This window comes from Microbacterium oleivorans, assembly GCF_001644225.1.
In the GTDB taxonomy this organism is placed as follows: Bacteria; Actinomycetota; Actinomycetes; order Actinomycetales; family Microbacteriaceae; genus Microbacterium; species Microbacterium gawkjiense.
Map to the genome: position 1 here is coordinate 145506 of NZ_LSTV01000002.1, position 21094 is coordinate 166599.

17 protein-coding genes and 1 tRNA gene are annotated in these 21094 nt (G+C 72.3%); 10 read left to right on the forward strand and 8 right to left on the reverse strand.

The window, feature by feature from the left end; genetic code table 11:
- The first annotated feature begins 20 nt into the window (after positions 1-20).
- Positions 21-1397, forward strand: a complete 1377-nt coding sequence (locus AYL44_RS07275; RefSeq protein ID WP_064002625.1) for an MFS transporter — start codon at positions 21-23, stop codon at positions 1395-1397.
- 81 nt (positions 1398-1478) lie between these two features.
- On the opposite strand, the gene AYL44_RS07280 is transcribed toward AYL44_RS07275, so the two are convergent.
- Both AYL44_RS07280 and AYL44_RS07285 read right to left on the reverse strand, forming a co-directional pair.
- Positions 1479-2114 (reverse strand): NADPH-dependent F420 reductase, encoded by a 636-nt coding sequence (locus AYL44_RS07280; RefSeq protein WP_064002626.1) that lies wholly within the window; start codon positions 2112-2114, stop codon positions 1479-1481.
- A gap of 59 nt (positions 2115-2173) precedes the next feature.
- A complete protein-coding gene (locus tag AYL44_RS07285) occupies positions 2174-4522 on the reverse strand; it encodes a glycosyl hydrolase family 95 catalytic domain-containing protein (RefSeq protein ID WP_064002627.1) in 2349 nt (782 codons plus the stop codon).
- Between the two features lie 200 nt (positions 4523-4722).
- Between AYL44_RS07285 and AYL44_RS07290 the strand changes: the two genes are divergently transcribed.
- The 4 genes from AYL44_RS07290 to AYL44_RS07305 are packed head-to-tail and all read left to right on the forward strand — an operon-like array spanning position 4723 to position 10511.
- Positions 4723-5880: an ROK family transcriptional regulator gene (locus AYL44_RS07290; RefSeq protein ID WP_064002628.1), complete on the forward strand. Its 1158-nt coding sequence runs from the start codon at positions 4723-4725 to the stop codon at positions 5878-5880.
- The gene (locus tag AYL44_RS07295) at positions 5873-6817 is read left to right on the forward strand and encodes a BadF/BadG/BcrA/BcrD ATPase family protein (protein ID WP_064002629.1); all 945 of its coding nucleotides are present in this window, start codon (positions 5873-5875) and stop codon (positions 6815-6817) included. The genes AYL44_RS07290 and AYL44_RS07295 overlap by 8 nt, the downstream gene beginning before the upstream one ends.
- Complete coding sequence (locus AYL44_RS07300; protein WP_064002630.1) at positions 6814-7572, forward strand: glucosamine-6-phosphate deaminase; 759 nt, start codon at positions 6814-6816, stop codon at positions 7570-7572. The genes AYL44_RS07295 and AYL44_RS07300 overlap by 4 nt, the downstream gene beginning before the upstream one ends.
- Positions 7569-10511: a glycoside hydrolase family 2 TIM barrel-domain containing protein gene (locus AYL44_RS07305; protein WP_064002631.1), complete on the forward strand. Its 2943-nt coding sequence runs from the start codon at positions 7569-7571 to the stop codon at positions 10509-10511. Before AYL44_RS07300 ends, AYL44_RS07305 begins: the two co-directional genes overlap by 4 nt.
- 49 nt (positions 10512-10560) lie before the next feature.
- On the opposite strand, the gene AYL44_RS07310 is transcribed toward AYL44_RS07305, so the two are convergent.
- Together AYL44_RS07310 and AYL44_RS14400 are read right to left on the reverse strand one after the other, a co-directional pair.
- The gene (locus tag AYL44_RS07310; protein WP_419865919.1) at positions 10561-12279 is read right to left on the reverse strand and encodes a BCCT family transporter; all 1719 of its coding nucleotides are present in this window, start codon (positions 12277-12279) and stop codon (positions 10561-10563) included.
- 70 nt (positions 12280-12349) lie between these two features.
- Complete coding sequence (locus AYL44_RS14400; RefSeq protein ID WP_082886142.1) at positions 12350-12871, reverse strand: MarR family winged helix-turn-helix transcriptional regulator; 522 nt, start codon at positions 12869-12871, stop codon at positions 12350-12352.
- 144 nt (positions 12872-13015) lie between these two features.
- Between AYL44_RS14400 and AYL44_RS07320 the strand changes: the two genes are divergently transcribed.
- A complete protein-coding gene (locus AYL44_RS07320) occupies positions 13016-13531 on the forward strand; it encodes a hypothetical protein (protein ID WP_064002632.1) in 516 nt (171 codons plus the stop codon).
- A 6-nt stretch (positions 13532-13537) separates the two neighbouring features.
- Here the strand turns inward: AYL44_RS07320 and dcd are convergent, their stop codons facing one another.
- The gene (gene dcd / locus AYL44_RS07325) at positions 13538-14143 is read right to left on the reverse strand and encodes a dCTP deaminase (RefSeq protein WP_064002633.1); all 606 of its coding nucleotides are present in this window, start codon (positions 14141-14143) and stop codon (positions 13538-13540) included.
- A 28-nt stretch (positions 14144-14171) separates the two neighbouring features.
- Positions 14172-16193, reverse strand: coding sequence for a beta-galactosidase (locus tag AYL44_RS07330; RefSeq protein ID WP_064002634.1), 2022 nt, complete (start codon positions 16191-16193; stop codon positions 14172-14174).
- 61 nt (positions 16194-16254) lie between these two features.
- On the opposite strand from AYL44_RS07330, the gene AYL44_RS07335 reads away from it, so the two are divergent.
- A complete protein-coding gene (locus AYL44_RS07335; RefSeq protein WP_064002635.1) occupies positions 16255-16863 on the forward strand; it encodes a TetR/AcrR family transcriptional regulator in 609 nt (202 codons plus the stop codon).
- Here the strand turns inward: AYL44_RS07335 and AYL44_RS07340 are convergent.
- Together AYL44_RS07340 and AYL44_RS07345 are read right to left on the reverse strand one after the other, a co-directional pair.
- The gene (locus tag AYL44_RS07340; protein ID WP_064002636.1) at positions 16844-17881 is read right to left on the reverse strand and encodes a zinc-dependent alcohol dehydrogenase family protein; all 1038 of its coding nucleotides are present in this window, start codon (positions 17879-17881) and stop codon (positions 16844-16846) included. The genes AYL44_RS07335 and AYL44_RS07340 overlap by 20 nt on opposite strands.
- 53 nt (positions 17882-17934) lie before the next feature.
- The gene (locus AYL44_RS07345) at positions 17935-18807 is read right to left on the reverse strand and encodes a LysR substrate-binding domain-containing protein (RefSeq protein WP_064002637.1); all 873 of its coding nucleotides are present in this window, start codon (positions 18805-18807) and stop codon (positions 17935-17937) included.
- A 69-nt stretch (positions 18808-18876) separates the two neighbouring features.
- On the opposite strand from AYL44_RS07345, the gene AYL44_RS07350 reads away from it, so the two are divergent.
- The 3 genes from AYL44_RS07350 to AYL44_RS07360 all read left to right on the forward strand — a co-directional run bounded on the left by AYL44_RS07350 (position 18877) and on the right by AYL44_RS07360 (position 20520).
- Positions 18877-20049, forward strand: coding sequence for an MFS transporter (locus AYL44_RS07350; protein WP_064002638.1), 1173 nt, complete (start codon positions 18877-18879; stop codon positions 20047-20049).
- Positions 20050-20076: 27 nt separating this feature from the next.
- Positions 20077-20373, forward strand: a complete 297-nt coding sequence (locus tag AYL44_RS07355; protein WP_064002639.1) for a hypothetical protein — start codon at positions 20077-20079, stop codon at positions 20371-20373.
- A gap of 73 nt (positions 20374-20446) precedes the next feature.
- Positions 20447-20520: transfer RNA gene (locus tag AYL44_RS07360), tRNA-Gly, on the forward strand.
- Positions 20521-21094 lie beyond the last annotated feature (574 nt).

Consider the following 21094-nt stretch of genomic DNA (forward strand, 5'->3'; position numbering starts at 1 on the left):
CGCGCGGTAGTGTGCGCCTCATGACGCGTTCCACCGGCGGGGCGCCCGAGATCCCCGCCACCCGAGCCCCTTCCCGACCCGGCGTGCTGGCGTGGGCCCTGTGGGACTGGGGATCGGCCGCCTTCAACGCCGTCGTCACGACCTTCGTCTTCAGCACCTTCCTCGCGAGCTCCCTGTTCGTGAATCCCGCGATCGTCTCGGCCGCGGACGGCGACGCGACGGATCCGGCTCTCGTCCGCGCGCTCGCCGGCAACGCGAGCGTCGTTGCCACCGCGCTCATGATCGCGGGCATCCTCATCGCCGTCCTGGCTCCGGTGCTGGGGCAGCGGTCCGACGGGTCGGGACGCCGCAAGCTCTGGCTCGGGATCAACACTCTTGTGGTCGTCCTCGCGATGGCCGCGATGGTGTTCGTCGAGGGCGCGCCGGGCTACCTCATCCTCGGCGCCACCCTGCTGGCCGTCGGCAACGTCTTCTTCGAGTTCGCCGGCGTCAACTACAACGCGATGCTGGTGCAGGTCTCGAGCCGCGAGAACATGGGCCGGGTCTCCGGCTTCGGCTGGGGCATGGGGTACGTCGGCGGCATCGTCCTCCTCGTCATCCTCCTCGTGGGCTTCATCGGTCTCGTCAACAGCCCCGGCCCGCTGGGCGTCACCACCGACGGCGGACTCCACATCCGCCTCGCCGTCCTCGCCTCGGCCGTCTGGTTCGGCATCTTCGCGATCCCCGTCCTGCTGCGCGTCCCCGAGATCCCTGCCCGTGAGCGCGCGAACCGCGTGGGCTTCTTCAGGTCCTACCGGGTCCTGTGGGCGACCCTCACGAAGCTGTGGCATCGCGATCGCCAGGTCCTGGCGTTCCTGCTCGCCAGCGCCGTCTTCCGCGACGGGCTCGCTGGCGTCTTCACCTTCGGCGCGATCATCGCCGCGCAGGTGTTCGGCTTCACGTCATCGGGCGTCTTGTACTTCGCCGTCGCCGCGAACGTCGTCGCCGGGATCTCGACGATCGTCGCGGGCCGATTCGACGACCGGTTCGGGTCGAAGAACGTCATCGTCGCCTCCCTCGTCGCGCTGATCGCGACGGGCACCGCCGTGCTCTTCATCGGGACGGCGCAGGTCGGCTTCTGGATCGCCGGGCTGATCCTGTGCGCCTTCGTCGGACCGATCCAATCCGCGTCGCGCACCTTCCTCGCGCGCATCACCCCCGAGGGGCGCGAGGGCGAGATCTTCGGCCTCTACGCGACGACGGGACGCGCGGTGTCGTTCCTCGCACCCGGTCTGTTCGCACTCTTCGTCGGCCTCTCCGGCGACACCCGCCTCGGCATCCTCGGCATCGTCCTCGTCCTGGCGGCCGGCCTGCTGCTGATGATCCCGGTCAAAGCCCGCCAGACCGAGATCTCCTGACACACCACGAGCCGACGCGTTCGGCATCCATCCACCGGGGAGGAGTGCCGTTCGCGTCGGCTCGCGAGCGGATGCCGGGGCTCAGCGCTCGGCGCGGGCGAGGTTCTCGCGCAGCTCGTCGGCGTTCTGCCGGATGACGTAGGCCGGCTGGTCGCGCTCGACGCGCCAGCTCTCGTCGAGGCCGCCGACGTTGACGGTGTCGAAGCCGAAGTCGTCGTAGAGCTTGGTGATGAAGGTCACGCCGTCCTGCGAGTCGCTCGCGGTCGCGAGGGCGCGGCGGTTCGGCGATCCCGCGGGGGCGCCGTCGGTCGTGATGTCGGCGGCGGGGATGTGGTTGAAGCCCTTGACGACGGTCGACTGCGGCAGGCGGTCCTGCAGCATGCGCGAGGTCGTGGTCTTCTTCTCCTCGAGCTCGGCGATGCGGCCGTCGCGCTCCCAGTAGTAGTTGTTGGTGTCGACGACGATCTTGCCGGCGAGCTCGGCGACGGGCAGGTCGTCGATGGCCTTCAGCGGCACGGTCACGACGACCCATTCGCCGAAGGCCGCGGCATCCGCTGCGGTCATGGCCTGCGCGTTCTCACCGAGCTCGGCGACGAGGTCCGTGAGGGTCTCGGGGCCCCGCGAATTGGCGATCGCGACCTGGTGACCCTGAGCGACCAGCACGCGAGCGATGGCCGAGCCGATGTGTCCTGCACCGATGATTCCTACGTGTGTCATGTCTCGAAGGAACGCGTCCGGCCCGTGCGCATTCCCGCACGGCGACCGAAGGATGCCGATCAGTTCCCGATGAGGACGCTCCACGTCGAGCCGATCACGGCCTCGATTGAGTGGTCGCCGTGGCGGAACACGTGCGCCCCCTCGGCGGTGGTCACGCGGGCCCGCGCCCGCGCCGAGGTGACGGCACCGGCGGCATCCCACGCGAGGTCGACCTCGATGCCGGGGCGGGCGACGAGGCCGCGCACGGATCCGGCGCCGAGCGCGGTCGGGAGGGCGGGCAGCAGAGCGATCCCGTCGCCGTGCGACTGCAGCAGGCACTCTGCGAGACCCGCCGTGTAACCGAGGTTGCCATCGATCTGGAACGGCGGGTGCGCGGCGAGCAGGTTGTCGTACAGGCCGCCCGACTGGTCGCCGCGGTCGACGGACATGTCGCGGAAGACGAGCGCGAGGAGCGCGGCGACGCGCTCGGGCTGGGCGAGGCGGGCGCGGAGGGCGATCTTCCACGCGAGCGACCAGCCGGTGGACTCGTCCTCGCGCATGTCGAGGAAGCGGGATGCTGCGGCGGCGAGGTCCTCGGTCAGCGGCTCGGTGCCGGGGTAGACGAACACGAGCGGCGACAGGTGGCGGTGGTGCGGGTCGACGGCCTCGCGGCCGCCGGGCCATTCGGCGATCGTCCCGTCGACGACCGGGATCCCGGGCAGTTGGGCACGGGCCTCGACCGCCTGGGCGACGAGCGGGTCGTCCTCCTGCCCGACGAGGTGCGCGGCGCGGACGAACGCGTCGAGGTGCGCGCGCAGCAGCACGACGTCGAGGGTCGCCGACTCCGAGACGGCCGCCGAGGCGCCGCTCGCCGTGCGGAAGACGTTCTCGGGCGAGGTCGACACCGCGGTGCCGCGCACACCGTCGTCCGACACGGTCGTCCAGGCGAGGGCGAAGGCCGTCGCCCCGCGCAGCAGCCGGAACGCCTGCAGCCGCTCGGCGCGGTCGGTGACCCCGAACGCCTCGCGCTCGGCGAGGTGCAGGCAGAGCCAGAGCCCCGCCATCGGCCAGAACGCCCATGCGGCGTCGTGCTCCCCGTCGCCGACGGGCTGGGTGTACCCCCAGGCATCCGTGTTGTGGTGAGCGACCCAACCCGGGGCGTCGTAGAGCCGCCGCGCGGTCTCGGCGCCGCTGTCGGCGAGCGCGTCGAGCAGTCCCAGCAGGGGCTCCTCGGTCTCGCTGAGGTTCGTCGTGTGCGCGGCCCAGTAGTTCATCTCGACGTTGATGTTCGTCGTGTAGTTCGAGCTCCACTCGGGGCGCACGTCCTGGTTCCAGATGCCCTGCAGGGTCGCCGGCAGCCCGCCGGGCCGCGACGAGCAGAGCAGCAGGTAGCGGCCGTAGTGGAACAGGAGCGCGGCCATGCCGGGGTCGCGCGCCACGTCGACGGAGCCGCCGTCGCCGAGCGCGCGCAGGCGCTCCGCGGTGTCGAGCTCGGCCGACTCCGGCGCCGCCGCGAGGGTCAGCTCGGCCCGGTCGTAGAGGCGGGCGTGGTCGCGCAGCTGCGCCGTGCGCACCTCGTCGAGACCGGCCGACACGGCGGCGTTCACGAGCTCGGTCGCGCGCCGCGCGGCGGCACGCTCGGTGCCCTCCGGCATCCGCCCCATCCCGGTGAAGGTCGTCGCAGTCGCGAGGACGACGGTCACGCGGGTGGCGCGCAGGACGCGGCCGCCGCGCACGAGGGTGCCGTCGGTGAGGATGCGGGCGTGCAGCGCGCCGCGCACCGCGGCGGCGCCCTCCTCGTAGACGACGGGCTCGTCCACCTCGTCGTGCGGGGGCGTCACGTCGGACGGCACCTGCACGAGCAGGGTCGTCGCCGCGTCGTTCTCGACCCGGCCGAGCTCGCGCAGCGGCGTCTCGATCTCGACGCGCACGTCGATCGGGTCGTCGCTCTCGAGCTCGTGGACGAGCACGCGGTGGGGCGCGCTGATCCACGTGCGGTGGTGCACGCGGTTGCCGTCGAGTCCGCCGCGGGCGGTGTGGGTCGCGGTGCGCAGGTCGAGTTCGCGGCGGTAGTCGGTGAGCTCGGCGGCATCCGCCCCGTCGATCCGCAGTCGCAGGTCGGCGAACGGGAGGAAGGACTGCGCGTGACGGTGCTGCAGGCGGCGCACGAGCAGGTCGGCGTCGTCCTCGCGCCCGTCGGCGACGGCCTCGCGGGCGGCGGCGAGCGCGTCGCGGGCCTCGTCCGCCGTCACGAGGGGGGCGGCGAGCTCGCTGGCGGGGCTCCCCGACCAGACGGTCTCATCGTTGAGGCGCAGGAGTGCGTCGGCGACGCCGCCGAAGCACATGGCCCCGAGGGCTCCGTTGCCCAGCGGGAGGGCCTCGTTCCAGGTCTCGGCGGTACGGCGGTACCACAGCACGTGCTCGGTCATGGGGTTTCCTCTCGGCCGGTGACGGCCGGATGCCGCAGCGGGGGGGATGCGGGGCCGCGACGGGCAACGGGCCTCGCGCGCGGGACGCGCGTCCGCGAGGACACCGTTCCGACGATAGACGGTGCCGCGTGCGACCTTGCGCCCCCGGCATCCGTCTGCTTTTATCTCAGAGTAAGACGAAAAGGTCCGGAAGGGAATCCGTGAACGGCGTGCGGGCAGCGGGGAACAGGGGCACGGCGACCAACGCCGACGTCACCCGCATCAACCGCACCGCGATCCTCGACGCGCTCCGCACCGCCGGACCCCTGGGTCGCGCCGAGCTCGTCGCGGCCACGGGGCTCGCCTCGGCCACGGTCCACCGCCTGTGCGCGCGCATGGTCGAGGAGGGCCTGCTCGGCGTCGAACGCGACACCGGCGGCGTCGGCCGCCCCACCCACCGCTACCGCCACCTCGGCGAGGCCCGCACGGTCGTCGCCGTCGACGTCACCTCGGCGATCGCCCGCGGCGCCCTCATCGACCTGGACGGCGAGACCCGTCACACCGAGACCCAGCAGCTGCAGGATGCCGACGGCCACCTGACGGCGTCGTCGCGCCTCGAGGGGGTCGGCGTCCTCGCCAACCGCCTCATCCGCGTCGCGGCCGAGATCGGCAGCCCGGCGCAGGGGATCGGCCTGTCGGTGCCCGGTGTCGTCGACGCGGGCGGCGCGGTGAGCGACTCGGTCGAGCTCGGCTGGAACGGCGTCGCCGTCCGCGACGCGCTGCAGACCCGCACGGGGCTGCCCGTCGTCGTCGAGAACGACGCGAACGCCGTGACGATCGGCGAGTGGACGCACGGCGCGGGTCAGGGCACGGGAGATCTCGCGGCGCTCGTGTTCGGCATCGGCGTGGGCGCCGGGATCGTCTCGGGCGACCGCCTCGTGCGCGGCGCGGGCGCCGCCGCGGGCGAGATCGGCTACCTCATCACCGACCCGCAGGCGTTCTCGCAGCCGCGTCCGACCGGCGGCGACCTCGAGACGCGGGTGCTCGCCCTCGGCGGGGCCGGCGGAGCCGAGGCATCCACCATGGCCGTCCTCGACGACGAGAGCGCGTCGGGCGGTGCGGACGCCGAGCGTCTGCTCGACCACATCGCGATGTCGGTCGCCGCCCTGTCGGTCATCCTCGACTGCCGCGTCGTCATCCTCGCCGGCCGCCTGCCGCGGCGCACCGACCTGCTCGTCGGCGGCGTCACCCGGCGCCTCGAGGGCCGCATCCCCCGCCCGCCCGCCGTCGTCGTCGGCGCACTGGGCGAGGACGCCGCCCTCGTCGGCATCGGACAGCTGATCATCGACCACGTGAAGGGGGCGGTCTACCTTGCCTGACCTCACCGAGACCACCGGGCCCGTCGTCGGCGTCGACGTCGGCGGCACGAAGACCCAGCTGCGCGCGCTCGTCGACGGGACGGTCCTCGACCGCGTCGTCCCGAGCGAGGTGTGGCGCGAGGGCGCGATCTTCGACCACGCGGCGAACTTCGACCGGCTCGCCCGGCTCGTCCTCGACACCGTCGGCACCGCGCCCGAGGTGACGATCGTCGGCGCGCACGGCATCGACAGCACCCGCCAGCGACTGCAGGCGACCGCGCTGCTGGCCGAGCGGATGCCGGGCCACGTCGAGGTGGTGAACGATGCGGTACTCCTCGCCCCGGCGATGGGGCTCGAGGCCGCCGTCTGCGTCATCGCGGGCACCGGCTCGGTGATCGTCGGTTTCGACGGCGAGGGCGAACCGGTGACCGCCGACGGCTACGGCTGGCTGATCGCCGACGACGCGAGCGCGCCCGGGATCGCCCGTCGCGCCGCCGTCGCACTGCTGCGCGCCGTCGACCGCGACGGTGCGGCGGCGATGGCCGACCCGCTCGCCGCGCGCTTCCTCGACGCGTTCGGCGCCGTCGACTACGTCGACCTGGCGCTGCGGTTCCAGGCCGAGGCGAGCGAGGCGGCGTGGGGCGGTTTCGCCCCGCAGGTCTTCGCGGCGGATGCCGACGGCTCGCCGCTCGCGCACGAGGTCGTCGCAGCCTCGGCCGCCCACCTCGCCGACGCCGTCGTCGCCGTCCGCCGCCGCGGCGCGCGGGGCGCCGACGTCATCGCCGCGGGCGGCGTCATGACCGCCCAGCCCGTGCTCGCCGACCTCCTGCGGACCGAACTGCAGCGGCGTGACGGTGCGCTCCGACTCCACGTGCTCGACGAACCCCCCGTCGTCGGCGCCCTCGCCCTCGCGGTCGCCCGCCGCGATTCGCTCTCCCCCCGAAAGGTGCTCTCGTGAGGATCCTGCTCTCCCCCGATGCCGCCGGCGCCGGCGAGATCGCCGCGGCGGTCGTCGCCGCCTCGGTCGCCGACCTCGCCTCCCCCGTCCTCGGTGTCGCGACGGGGTCCAGCCCGCAACCGCTCTACCGGGCGCTCACCGCGCGGGTGGCGGACGGCCTCGACCTGTCGCGCGCGGCCGCCTTCGCCCTCGACGAGTACGTCGGCCTGCCCGTCGACCACCCCGAGAGCTACCACTCCGTCATCGCCCGCGAGGTCACCGGACCGCTCGGGCTCGACCCCGCGCGCGTCCACGTCCCCGAGGGCGCGGCGACCGACCCGGCCGAGGCCGCGGCACGCTACGAGGCCGCGATCGCGGGGGCCGGTGGCGTCGACCTGCAGATCCTCGGCATCGGCGCCAACGGTCACATCGGCTTCAACGAGCCCGGCTCCGCCCCCGACTCCCGCACCCGCGTCGTCGAACTCGCGCCGCGGACGGTCGCCGACAACAGCCGCTTCTTCGACGGCGACGCCGGTCTCGTCCCCACGCACGCGCTCACGCAGGGCATCGGCACCATCCTCGACGCCCGCGAGATCGTCCTGATCGCGTGGGGCGAGTCGAAGGCCGAGGCCGTCGCCCGCGCCGTCGAAGGACCGCAGACGACCGACCTGCCGGCATCCTTCCTGCAGCGCCACGACCGCGTGACGCTCGTCCTCGACGCCGCCGCCGCGTCGCGGCTGAGCCCTGCGTCGCTGCCCGCGGAGGCCGCGCGATGACCGCCTTCGACGTCGCCCGGATCGGTCCCGGCGACGGATCCGTCGCCCCGCGCACCCGCCTGCGAAGCGACGCCCCCACCCAGTCGCTCGACGGCGCCTGGCGATTCCGCCTCTCGCCCTCGCCGGCGCTCGCGCCGCAGGACGAGTGGGCGCGTGGCGAGACCGAGGGCTGGGACGAGATCACCGTGCCCGCGCACTGGAACATGAGCGGCTTCGGCACCCCGGCGTACTCGAACGTGCAGTTCCCGTTCCCGATCGACCCGCCCTACCCGCCCGACGAGAACCCGGTCGGCGACTACGTGCGTCGCATCGACGTCGACGACGCGATCCGACGGGTGACGGATGCCGGGGGCCGCGCGCTCCTGCGCTTCGACGGCATCGAGTCCGCCGCCGACGTGTTCGTCAACGGAACGCGCCTCGGCTCGACCCGCGGCAGCCGCCTGACGCACGAGTTCGACGTCACCGACGTGCTCACCGGCACCGGCGACGTCGTCGCGGTGCGTGTCGCGCAGTTCTCGGACGGCACCTACCTCGAGAACCAGGACATGTGGTGGCTGCCGGGCATCTTCCGGAGCGTCACCCTGCTCGCCCGCCCCGTCGGCGGCATCGACGACGCCGTCCTCACGGGCGACTTCGATCACGAGTCCGGGCACGGCACGGTCGAGGTGACGACCTCCGCGGCCGCCGTGCTCGAGGTGCCCGAGCTCGGGATCCGTGCCGACGTGCCCGCCGGTCGGAGCGCCGTCGACGCGGGCGTCGTGGCGCCGTGGTCGGCCGAGACGCCGCGCCTCTACGACGCGACCCTCGCCACGGCATCCGAGACCGTGTCGGTGCGTCTCGGCTTCCGTCGCGTGCGCGCGGACGGCGGCGTGCTCACCCTCAACGGCCGGCCGATCATGCTGCGCGGCGTGAACCGTCACGAGCACGACCCCGAGCGCGGACGCGTGCACACCACCGAGCTCGCCCGCCGCGACCTCGTGCTGATGAAGCAGCACAACATCAACGCCGTGCGCACGTCGCACTACCCGCCGCATCCGGAGTTCCTCGACCTGACCGACGAGCTGGGCCTCTACGTCATCGACGAATGCGACCTCGAGACCCACGAGTACGAGTACGTCTCGTGGCGCGGCAACCCGAGCGACGACCCGGCGTGGGAGGCATCCTTCGTCGACCGTATCCGCCGCACCGTCACGCGCGACCGCACCCACCCCAGCGTCATCATGTGGTCGCTCGGCAACGAGTCAGGCGCGGGCTGCAACATCCGCGCGATGGCACGATGGGTGCGCGAGAACGACGACACCCGCCTCATCCACTACGAGGGCGACCGCTCGAGCCGCGACACCGACGTGTACTCGCGCATGTACGCCTCGCACGACGAGGTCCGCGAGATCGGCGAGGAGGCCGACGCGATCCCGCCGGCCGACATCCGCGCCGCCGAGCTGCGGCGCCGGTCGCTGCCGTTCGTGCACTGCGAGTTCGGCCACGCCATGGGCAACAGCCCCGGCGGCGTGAAGGAGTACTGGGAGCTCTACGAGCGCTTCCCGCGCCTCGCGGGCGGCTTCATCTGGGAGTGGGTCGAGCACGCGATCGCGATCGAGGACGAGAGCGGCCGCCGCGCGTTCCGCTACGGCGGCGACTTCGGCGAATCGGTCCACGACCACAACTTCGTCATCGACGGCCTGATCAGCGCCGACCGCGAACCCCGTCCGGGGCTCGTCGACTACGCCGCGATCATCGCGCCCGTCGTGATCGGGGTGGATGCCGACCGTCGCGGCATCCTGCTGCAGAACCGCTACGACCACGTCGACACGGACCACCTCACCTTCCGGTGGCGTCGCGAGGTCGACGGCGAGGTCGTGGCGCAGGGCGAGCTGGCGGTCCCCGCCGTCGGCCCCCGGCAGCGCGAGCGGATCGGCCTGCCGGCCGAGGCCCGCGCGACCGGCGAGCCGCGCGTCGCGGACGTGCTGACCGTCGACGCCGCACTGCGCGACGCGACCGACTGGGCCGCGGCCGGCCACGTCGTCGCGACCGGTCAGCAGGTGCGCACCGGTGTGCCGCTCGTGGGCGCCGGCACGGCTCCCCACGCCGACGGGTTCGACCGGCGCGGACGCCCGCTGCGGCTCGGTTCGCTCGACGTCGTCGAGGGTCCCGGCATCGGCATCTGGCGCGCGCCGACCGACAACGACCTGTTCCCCGGCTGGGACGAGCCCACCCTGCCCCCGATGGCGGAGCGCTGGGCGCTGGCCCGGATCGACCGGATGCAGACCCGTGTCCGCAGAATCGAGGCGGACGCCGCGGCCCTCGTCGTCGACACCCGCGTCGGCGCCCCGTCGTTCGACAGCGGCGTCGATGCGCTGTGGCGCTGGTCACGCGTGCCCGAGGGGATGCTGCTCGAGCTCGACCTGCGCAGCATCGGGTCGTGGGACAACTCGTGGATCGAGAAGGCACCGTTCTCGTGGACCGTCGACTGGGCACGGCTGGGCATCGACGTCACCCTCGCCGGCGCACCGCTCGGCATGGACTTCGCCGGTCTCGGCCCGGGACCCAGCTACCCCGACACCGACTCGGGTGTGCACTTCGGGTGGTTCCAGGCGGCGGCCGACGAACTCGTCACCCCTCACGTCCGACCGCAGGAGAGCGGCTCGCGGCGAGGGGTGCGCACCGCCGTCATCCGCACGACCGAGGGCGGCGTGCGCGTGAGCGTGGTCGGCGGCGAGGCGCTCGACGCGGGTGTGGCGCTCACGGTGTCGCCGTGGGACCGCACGACCCTCAGCAGCACGTCGCACGCATCGCTGCTGCCCGAGCCGACCGCGACGCACGTCTCGATCGACATCGCGCAGTCGGGCGTCGGCACCGCGACGTGCGGCCCGGGCGTGCTGCCCCGGTACCGCCTGCCGGCGCGCGACGCGTCGTTCGCGCTCCTGTTCGAGACCGTCTGAGTCCGGGGGCGGGGCGGTTCAGTCGCCCCGCCCCCGGCCCCACGGGAGTTCAGTCGTCGTGAGCGCGCCGCGCGGGGATCGCCCGGCGCACGAACGCAGGCAGGCTGATCCCCCGCTCGTTGGGCTCCTCGACCTCGAGGCCGTAGTGGTCGCCGATGTCGGCGACGAACCGTCGACGCTCGGCGCGCGCATACGCCGCCCGCTCGCGCTGGAAGGCGAGCACCGTCGACCAGCACATCAGCAGCATCACGACCGAGAACGGCAGGGCGATGAGGATCGCTGCGGTCTGCAGCGCCTGTAGACCACCTGCGAGAAGCAGCGCGCTCGCAAGCACTGCGGTCAGCGCGACGAAGAACACCCGCACCCAGCGCTTCGGTTCCGGGTTGCCCCCGGAGGCGATCATGCCCATGACGAGGGCTCCCGAGTCGGCGGAGGTCACGAAGAAGACCGCGATGAGGACGATCGCGCCGATGGTGAGAACCGCGCCGCCGGGGAGATACGAGAACAGCTGGAACAACGCCCCCTGGAGATCAACCTTGCCGTCGGCGCCGAGCATCGAGCCGGGATCGGTCGTCTCCTTCAGAATCGCCGAGCCGCCGAGGACGGCGAACCAGATGACGCCTACGAGCGTCGGCACGAGCAACACACCGGCGACGAACTGGCGCACCGTGCGTCCCTTGCTGACGCGCGCGATGAAGATGCCGACGAACGGCGCCCACGAGATCCACCAGCCCCAATAGAACGAGGTCCACGACGCCTGCCACTCTTCACCGGCCGTGCCCTGGAACGCACTCACGGTGAACGAGAGGCCGACGAAGTTCTGGATGTAGGCGCCGATCGACTGCACCCATTCGCGCAGCAGATACTCCGTGCTGCCGGCGAAGAGCAGGAAGACGAGGAGAACCCCCGCGAGGATCAGGTTGAGGCTCGACAGCCACTTCATACCCTTCGTGACCCCCGAGATCACGGACATGAGCACGAAGAGGGAGATGACGAAGATGAGGATGATCTCGGTGAACTCGTTGAGCTCCGGCATCCCCGCTGCAGAGAGCCCCGAGCCGATCTGGGTGACCCCCAGGCCGAGCGAGGTCGCGACGCCGAAGAGCGTCCCGACGAGTGCGACGGCGTCGATGACGTTGCCGGCCGCTCCATGGACCCGCTTTCCGAGCAGGGGCTCGAGCGCCCATCGGATCGAGATCGGACGCTTGCGGCGATGGATCGCGTACGCGAGCGCAACGCCGACCACGACGTACATCGCCCAGGCCTGCACGCCCCAGTGGAGGTAGGTCTGCGTCAGTGCGCTGCTCGCGAGCTGGGCGGAGGTGCCCTCCACTCCGGGGCGCGGGTCGACGAAGTGACTGAGCGGCTCGCTCACACCGTAGAAGACCAGCCCGATCCCCATACCCGCAGCGAACAGCAGTGAGAACCATGCCCCGGTGGAGAATTCGGGCTCGTCGTCGTCGCGACCGAGCTTGATGTCTCCGAAGCGGCTGAAACCGATGAAGACGGCGAACGCCACGAAGAAGGCCGCGATGAGGACGTAGTACCAGTTGAAGGCGTTGACGATCGTCGTCTGCACCCCGCCGAAGAACGCCTCCGCCTGCTCGGGGAGGATGATCGCGAACAGGCTGAACCCGAGGATCAGGACTGCGGCGGGCCAGAACACCCACGGCGCGATGGCGCGTGTGAAGGCGGCGGGGCTCGTGCCACTGCCCACCTTGTCGGGGACGATCGCGGCGTCGGAATCGGATCTCTGCTCGGTGCTCACCTCTCCAGGGTGTCAGAACGCCCTGATCCACTCACCTTCTTGCGCCGGCGCCGGTGTCCGGGTTAGCGGGTCAGTCGCGGGGCCAGGACGCGGCGAGCTTGCCGAGCAGGCGCACGAGCTCGGCGCGCTCGTCATCGGTGAAGTCGGCGAGCGCGCGGGTGAGCCGCTCGCGCCGCTCGCCACGGAAGTCCCCCGCGCGGCGACGGCCCTCGGGGGTCAGCGCGATACGGGTGCGGCGCGCGTCGTCGGGGTCGGCCTCACGGGCCGCGAGCCCCATCTCGACCGCCTGCTGCACGAGGCGCGAGGCGCGCGGCTGGTCGACGCCGATCGCGTCGGCGATCTCACTGACCGACAGCGGGTGCTCGGCGTGGACGAGGGCGTCCAGAAGACGGATTCGGGCAGGCGCGCCCGCCAGCCGCATCCCCGGACCGAAACCCGGGCCACCCGGACCGCCGCGCATCCAGGGCGTGCCGCCGTCGTGCGGCCCGTGCGCGTGAGGACCGCCGCCGTGATGGCGGTGCGGACCGCCGCGGGGGCGCATCTGCGCGAAGGCCGCCAGCAGGGCGTCGAGATCGCCGGTCGGATCGGTCACCCCTCGACGATACCGCCCGACGGTCGATTCATGTCACTTGACATGAGTCACGATTGCATGTCACACTGCATGTACTTGCACAATGACATGCAATGGTCATCGCGGAGAGCCCGCCGGTGACACGACGTCTCGGAAGGACACCCCATGAACACCCCGCATGACAACCACACCCTGCCCCTCGGCTTCCGCCTCAAGCTCGTCCACCGTCTGCTCTCCCGCGAGGTGCGCCGACAGCTGGACGAGGCCGGACCCGAGGCATCCGCTCGTCGCGACGAGATCGTCGCCGACGTGCAGAACCTGATCACCGCCGCCGTCCCCCAGGACGACCTCGACGCGATGATCCGCTCGCTCGACGCGATCGCCCGCGAACTCGGCTGGGACGAGTCCCAGCCGATGCCGTCCCGCCCCGGACGGGAGCACCGCGGTCCGCGCGGCCCGTTCGGCCGACGCTTCGGTCGCGGCTTCGGCCCCGGCTACGGCGGCCGGTTCCCGCACCCCGGGTTCGCCCACGGCGAGCCCGGCCGGTTCGGACACCACGAGCGGCACGGACACCACGGTCACGGCTGCGGCGGGCGCGCCGGCTTCGCGCAGCATCCGGCGGTCGCCGAGGCGTACGAGCGCGGCTTCAGCCGTGGCTACGCGCAGGCGCAGCAGGACTGAGCGCGCTCAATTCCCCTTCGCACCCGCGTCGGTCGTGCCGACGTCGGTGCGGTGGAAGTTCTGGAACGAGCGGGATGCCGTCGGCCCCCGCTGCCCCTGGTACCGGTTCTTGTAGGAGCCGGTGCCGTAGGGGTTCTCGGCGGGCGAGGTCAGGCGGAAGAAGCAGAACTGCCCGATCTTCATGCCCGGCCACAGCTTGATCGGCAGGGTCGCGACGTTCGCGAGCTCGAGCGTCACGTGACCCGAGAAACCGGGGTCGATGAACCCCGCCGTCGAGTGGGTGATCAGCCCGAGGCGACCGAGCGAGCTCTTGCCCTCGAGGCGCGCGGCGACGTCGTCGGGCAGCGTGATCTGCTCGAACGTCGCGCCGAGGGCGAATTCGCCCGGGTGCAGGATGAACGGCTCGTCGGGGGCGACCTCGATCAGCCGGGTCAGCTCGGGCTGGTCCTCGGCCGGGTCGATGAACGGGTATTTGTGGTTGTCGAACAGCCGGAAGTACCGGTCGAGCCGCACGTCGACGCTCGAGGGCTGGACCATCGCCGGGTCCCACGGGTCGAGGCCGATGCGGCCCCCGTCGATCTCGAGTCGGATGTCGCGGTCGCTGAGCAGCACGCGGCCAGCCTACTGGCCGCCCGGCGCGTCACCGCCCGACGCGGACGACCACCACACCCCGCGGCGGCACGAGGACACCGGATGCCGAGGCGCGGCCGACGAGCACGTCGCCGTGCACCGGCGCCACGACCTCGTCGTCGGTGCGGTTCGAGAGGAAGACGTACCGCGCCTCGGCGTCGCCGCGCTCGATGACGTCGAGCCGGCCGTCGGCCGACCGCGGGTCGCCCGAGAGCGCGGCCAGCCCGAGCCCCGCCAGCACGCCGCGCACACCGTCCCGGCCGATGTCGGCCGAGATGTAGGTCGCCGACCCACCCGCGCGCAGCCGCCGGCGGGTCACCGCGGGCGCACCCGCCAGGTCACCCTCGGCGTAGGTATCGAGCACCTCGACGTCGTCGCCGACGTGCACGATCCGCTCGGTCCAGGCGCTCGCCGCTGCACCCGAGGCGAGCGCGACGCGCTCGCCGGGCAGCAGCGGCACGAACTCCTCGACCGCCACGCCGAGCAGCTCGCGCAGTGCGCCGGGGTACCCCCCGAGCCAGACGCGGTCGTTCTGGTCGACGATGCCCGAGAAGTACGTTGTGACGAGGTGGCCACCGGCATCCGAGAACGACGTCAGACGGGAACGCAGCCCATCGGGGACGACGTGCAGCATCGGGGCGATGAGCACCTCGTAGCCGTCGAATGACGCGCCGATCGGGATCACATCGGCGCGCACCCCGAGGTCGAGCAGCGCGCGGTACCAGGCGAGCGCCTCGGCGTCGTACGCGAGCGCATCGGTCGGGTGGGCGTCGCGCCCGCTGACCCACCACGACTCGTAGTCGAAGACGATCGCGACGCGCGCGGTCTCACGCCGCGAGCCGTGTACGGGCGCGAGGTCGCGCAGCGCCCCGCCGAGGGCCACGACGTCGCGGAACACCCGGCTGTGCTCGCCCGCGTGCGGCACCATGCCGGAGTGGTACCGCTCGCCGCCGGCGCGCGACTGCCGCCACTGGAAGTAGCAGACCGCGTCGGCGCCGTGCCCGACGTGGGTCAGCGCATCGCGCATCAGCTCGCCGGGCCGCTTCGGCGGGTTCACCTCGCGCCAGTTCACGGCGCTCGTCGCGTGCTCCATGAGGAACCACGGCAGCCCGCCGGCGATGTTGCCGGTGAGGTTCGCCCAGAACGACAGGTCGTCGCGGCCGAGTTCGCCCGGTCGCAGGTAGTGGTCGTTCGAGACGAAGTCGACGTCGGGCACCCACGAGGGGTAGTCGATGTCGCGGACGTTCTGCGCGACCATGAAGTTCGTCGTCCGCGGGATGCCGGGGGTCACCTCGGCGAGCACCGTGGCCTCGGCCCGCAGGTGGTCGCGGACGGCATCCGACGAGAACCGCTCGAAGTCGAGCTGCTGTCCGGGATTGCGGATCGTGGGCGCGGAGCGCGGCGGCAGGATCTCGTCCCACTCCTCGTAGTGCTGCGACCAGAAGGCCGTGCCCCACGCGTCGTTGAGCGCCTCGATCGTGCCGTAGCGCGCTTCGAGCCAGACGCGGAACGCGCGGGCGGCGTCATCGGAGTAGTCGTAGAGGTTGTGGCATCCCAGCTCATTCGAGATGTGCCACGCGACGACGGCGGGGTGATCGCCGTAGCGCTCGGCGAGCGCGCGCACGAGACGCAGGGCGTACTCGCGGAAGACCGGCGACGTCGGCCGCCAGTGCTGGCGGGCGCCGGGCCAGAGGATTGTCCCGTCCACGGTCTGCGGAAGGATCTCGGGATGCCGGCGCGCCATCCACGAGGGCGGTGAGGCCGTCGCCGTCGCGAGGTCGACGTCGATGCCGTTCGCGTGCAGCAGGTCGATAATCTCGTCGAGCCACGCGAAGTCGTACTCGCCGGGGCGCGGTTCGAGAAGGCCCCACGAGAAGATCCCGAGCGAGACGATGTTGACCCCCGCCTCGCGCATGAGCCGCACGTCGTCATCCCACACCTCGCGCGGCCACTGCTCCGGGTTGTAGTCGGCGCCGTAGCGCATCGTCCCGGGCTGCTGCGAGCCGTCCTTCACCCAGCGGTAGTTCTGCACGCGACCACGCTAGTCCCAAAAACGTGCATCTGCACGGTTTCAGTCGATCTACACTGCCGTCATGACCGAAGCGCCCGCCCGGGGCCCCTACGCGAAGTCCGCCGCGCGGCGCAGCGAGATCATCGCGAGCGCGACGGCCGTCTTCGGCACGCACGGCTACCGCGGCGGGTCGCTGCGCCAGATCGCGAAGCAGCTCGACCTCAGCCTCACGACGGTCATGCATCACTTTCCGACGAAGGTGTCGCTGCTGGCCGCGGTCCTGTCGCAGGAGGATGCCGCCGACACCGACTTCTCCGAGCGCGCCGCGCGCGACGGCTTCATCCCGACCGTGCTCACGATCGTCGAGCGCAACCTCGGTCGGCGCGAACTCGTGCGGATGTTCACGGTCGTGCAGGCCGAGGCCACGCACGCCGACCACGAGGCGCACGCGTGGCTGCGCGCACGGTACGCCGACGTCATCCCCGAGTACGCCGCGGCGATCGACTACGACCGATCGCTCGGGCGGGTGACCGCCACGACGGATGCCGCGATGCTCGCCGACCTCGTCATCGGGATGTGGGAGGGCATCCAGGTGCGCTGGCTGGCCGACGGCACCGATCCCGTCGCCGCGATGCGGGTCGCGCTCGATGCGCTGCTCCTGCCGGCGCCGGTCAGCGCCGCGGGTCGATGATCGTCATCCCCGCGGGCGCCGCGGTATCCATGGCGGGCAGCAGCTGAGCTGCCTCGTCGAGCGACACCGTCCGCTCGATGAGGTCCTGCGGGCGGAGCGTGCCGCGGGCGATGAGCTGCAGCATCCCGGGGTAATCCTCGGCGGCCATGCCGTGACTGCCGAGCAGATCGAGCTCCCACGCGATGGCCCGGGCCATGGGCACCGCGGAAAGACCGGATGCCGAGGGCAGCAGCCCGACCTGCACGTGCCGGCCACGGCGGCGCAGGCTGAGGACGGCGTCGGCGCAGGTCTGCTCGCTGCCGACCGCGTCGACCGACACGTGCGCGCCGCCTCCGGTCACCTCGTGGACCGCGGCGGGGATGTCGGAGCCGTCGGCGCGGACGACGTGCTCCGCGCCCAGACCGCGCGCGACGTCGAGGGATGCGGCGGAGCGGTCGACGGCGACGACCCGCGCGCCGAGCGCCGTCGCGATCATGACGGCGCTGAGACCGACCCCCCCGGCGCCGACGACGACGACCCACTCCCCCGCACGCAGGCGGGCACGCGCGGTGAGGGCGCGGTAGGCGGTGGCGAAGCGGCATCCGAGTGCGGCAGCGGACTCGAGCGAGATCCCCTCGGGCACGGCGACGAGGTTGCGGTCGGCGGCGTGGATCGCGACGCGCTCGGCGAACGAGCCCCAGTGGGTGAAGCCGGGCTGCTCCTGGTTCGGGCACACCTGGGCGTCGCCGGCGAGGCACCATTCGCACCGGCCGCATCCGCAGACGAAGGGGACTGTCACGCGGTCGCCGACGTTCCACCGGTCGACGCCGGGCCCGACGGACGCGACCACGCCCGCGAGCTCATGCCCGGGAACGTGGGGCAGGGCGATGTCGTCGTGCCCGACCCACGCGTGCCAGTCGCTGCGGCACAGCCCCGTGGCGTGCACCTCGACGACCGCGCCGCCGTCGGGGGCGACCGGGTCGGGCACCTCGGTGACGGTGAGGGGACCGGCGATCCGGTCCATGATCATCGCGCGCACTGCAGCCTCCGTCGCATCCGTTGTCCTCGATTCTGCCGCGCCGGGAGGGCGGCTCAGACGCGGGCGACGTCGATGAGCACCTGCAGCACGTCGTCGACGGCGGGCGATCGGGTGCCGGGGTGGAAGACGGCGCCCATGTCGCGCACCGCGCGGGAATCGTCGATGGGCCGCTGCACGCAGCCGTCGAGCGGATGCGGCACCTCGGGCCCGACGGCGATGCCGAGGCCCGCCGCGACGAGGCCGTGGAGGGTGCGCAGGTCGTCGCCCTCGAAGGCGATGCGCAGTTCGGTGTCCTCGGCGGCGACGAGCTGCTCGAGGGTGCGGCGCAGGCCGTAGCCCGGTTTGAGGGTCACGTGGGTCTCGGCGACGACGTCGGCGAGCGTGACCCGGCGGGTGGTCGCGAGGCGGTGCCCGGCGGGCACCACGGCGACGAGCGGCTCGTCGTACAGGTGGACGGATGCCTCGCCCGCCGCGGCGGCCCCCGAGACGATCGCGAGGTCGGTGCGCCCCGAGGCGAGCGCGGCCAGGCACGCGTCGCGCGCGCCCTGCCAGAGGCGGACCTGGATGTCGGGGCGGTCCTCGCGGAGGCGCCGGACGAGGCGGGGCACCAGGTTCTCGCCGAGCGAGTTCTGGAAGGCGAGCGAGACGGTCGCGCGCGCCTCGTCGAGCGAGTCGATGGCGTCCTGCGCGGCGCGGAGGGCGACGCGGACGCCGGGCAGCATCCGCTTCGCCGCGGGGGTGAGACGGATGCCGCGACCCTCGGGCGCCACGAGCGCGACGCCCAGCTGCGCCTCGAGCTGCCGGAGCGCGCGGCTCACGCTCGGCTGCGGGACGCCGAGGGCCTGCGCCGCACGGGTGACGTGCTCGTCGCGGCCGAGCGCGTCGAGGAGGGGCAGGTGCGACAGCAGCGCGGCGAGGCGACTCATGCGCCGATGGTATCCCTCGCCGACAACCGGTATTGGATCCGGATGAGAAGTATGCCTACCGTGGGGTGGGTGACGACTCTCGACATCCCGACCGTGACCGCCGCTCCGCGTCGGCTCGGTGCGGCGATGTGGACGACGGGGATCGCGACCTTCGGCGTGCTGTACGCCCCGCAGGGGCTACTGACCGGCATCGCCGAGACCTACGGCCTGACCGCCGCCGACGCCTCGTGGGTCGTGTCGTCGGCCACGCTCGGCCTCGCCCTCGCGATCCTGCCGTGGGCGCTGGCCGCCGACCGCTTCGGACGCCGACGGATGCTGCAGGTCGCAGCGGTGGCCGCCGCGGTCATCGCGGTCGCGTCGCCCCTGCTGCCGGGGTTCGCCGGGCTGCTCGCGGGGCGGTTCCTACTCGGGGCGGCGCTCGGCGGCATCCCGGCCCTGGCGGTCGCCTACCTGCACGAGGCGGCCGGTCCGCATCGCGCCGGGGTCGCCGCTAGCGCCTACGTGGCGGCGACGAGCGTCGGCGGGCTGGCGGGCCGGCTGGTCGCCGCGCCGGTGGGCGAGCTCGTCGGGTGGCGCGTGTCGCTCGAGCTGATGGGGGTGCTGGCGGCGGCACTCACGGTGCTGTTCGCCGTGCTGCTGCCGGCGACCGCGCCGCACGGCGTCGTGCCGTTGCGCAGCAGTCTGCGGACGCTCGGACGCCAGGCGATCAACGTGCGGGCGCTGCCGCTGTACGCGATCGGGGCGATGGTCGTGGGCGCGATGGTCGCCGTGTTCAACGCGATCGGCTTCCGACTCGAGGCGGCGCCGTACTTCCTGAGCGCGACGGCGGTGTCGCTGGTGTTCCTGACGTACCTGTCGGGCACCGTGACCTCGCGCCTGTCGGGCGCGCTCGTCCACCGATGGGGAACGCGGATGCCGCTGGTCGCCGGCGGGGCCCTGATGACCGTCGGCGCCGCCCTGACGATCGCGTCAGGCGTGGCGGTGATCGTCGCCGGCATCCTCCTCATCACGGCGGGGATGTTCCTCGCGCACGCGACCGCCAACGCGGCCACCGCTCGCGCGGGCGGGTCGGGGCGGCAGCACGCCGTCGCGCTGTACAGCGTCGCGTACTACGTGGGCTCGAGCGTCATCGGCACGGTGGGCGCTGCCGCGTGGACGGCAGGTGGGTGGCTCGCCCTGGCGGGCCTCGTCGCGGGGCTCGGCGTGCTCGTCGTGGTGTGCTCGCTCGCCGTGCGTGACTGATGTCGCACCCGCCGATAGGGTGCGGGCATGGACAGCTACGGACAGTACGCAGGGCTCGGCGCCGGTTTCGTGATCCTCATGATCGTGCTCTACCTGGGCTTCATCGCCCTCATGATCTGGGTGGGCTACCTCATCCAGCGGACGGCGGTGAAGAACGGGATGCTGCGCGCGATGCAGGAGAGCGGCATGGTCTTCGCGCCGCGCCCCGGGCCGCCCTACCCCGGCGGCGGGTACCCGGGGGGCCAGCCGCCGCACCCCGGGCAGCCGCCGCACCCCGGACAGCCGCCGCAGGGCCCGGGACAGCCGCCCGCCGCCACGGACTGACCGGCACTCCCGGTCTGCGTTCGGTCGAACGGCTCCCGGTCTTGCTAGGCTTGCCGGGTGCCTCCGGGCGCACGGGGCTGTAGTTCAATGGCAGAACTTCTGCTTCCCAAGCAGACAGCGCGGGTTCGATTCCCGTCAGCCCCTCCACGGGTTGTTCGCGGAAGTCCGTGACTTTGTTCGCTTAAGTAATCGAACGACTTCATCCCGACCACCTCGGTTTTTAGCACGGTCCGCGCTCTGCGGCTTGCTCCCCCGACCTCTCGACAAGGTCGCCCGAGATGGTTACCAGTGGCAGGGTGCATCCGTCGATGCGTGACCGACTCATCACCGGATAGCGTCGCTTTCACGCACCGTGGCCCGTAACGGGGCGGGCAGCTCAACCACTACGCGCTCCATCGAAGACCGCAGAACGTCTGCCAGCCACGCGACCGGCGAACACCTTCGCGTGCGCAACGCCACCGCACGATCCGGGGCAGAGTTAGGAACCGGTAATTCGGGGGTCCATGGTCGCTGCGGCAGCCATGAAGACGCGCATCCGATCCGAAGATCCCGTCGAGCGACGCCTCGCCTACTGGCTTGGCCGGCAACTGCGGCGGATGCGGCAGGGCAAGCTCTCTCGAGCGCAGGTGGAGCGGCTCGCATCACTCTTGGCGGTGCCGTCGAGGTTGAAGTAGAGCCGGCGAAAGGCGACGAGTCCGCCCTACCGACCTGCTAGCGGGGT

Excerpts from the sequence above, each read along its gene's own strand:
- AYL44_RS07275 (WP_064002625.1), top strand. The coding sequence starts at position 21 with ATGACGCGTTCCACCGGCGGGGCGCCCGAGATCCCCGCCACCCGAGCC.
- AYL44_RS07280 (WP_064002626.1), bottom strand. The coding sequence starts at position 2,114 with ATGACACACGTAGGAATCATCGGTGCAGGACACATCGGCTCGGCCATC.
- AYL44_RS07285 (WP_064002627.1), bottom strand. The coding sequence starts at position 4,522 with ATGACCGAGCACGTGCTGTGGTACCGCCGTACCGCCGAGACCTGGAAC.
- AYL44_RS07305 (WP_064002631.1), top strand. The coding sequence starts at position 7,569 with ATGACCGCCTTCGACGTCGCCCGGATCGGTCCCGGCGACGGATCCGTC.
- AYL44_RS07320 (WP_064002632.1), top strand. The coding sequence starts at position 13,016 with ATGAACACCCCGCATGACAACCACACCCTGCCCCTCGGCTTCCGCCTC.
- AYL44_RS07335 (WP_064002635.1), top strand. The coding sequence starts at position 16,255 with ATGACCGAAGCGCCCGCCCGGGGCCCCTACGCGAAGTCCGCCGCGCGG.
- AYL44_RS07345 (WP_064002637.1), bottom strand. The coding sequence starts at position 18,807 with ATGAGTCGCCTCGCCGCGCTGCTGTCGCACCTGCCCCTCCTCGACGCG.
- AYL44_RS07355 (WP_064002639.1), top strand. The coding sequence starts at position 20,077 with ATGGACAGCTACGGACAGTACGCAGGGCTCGGCGCCGGTTTCGTGATC.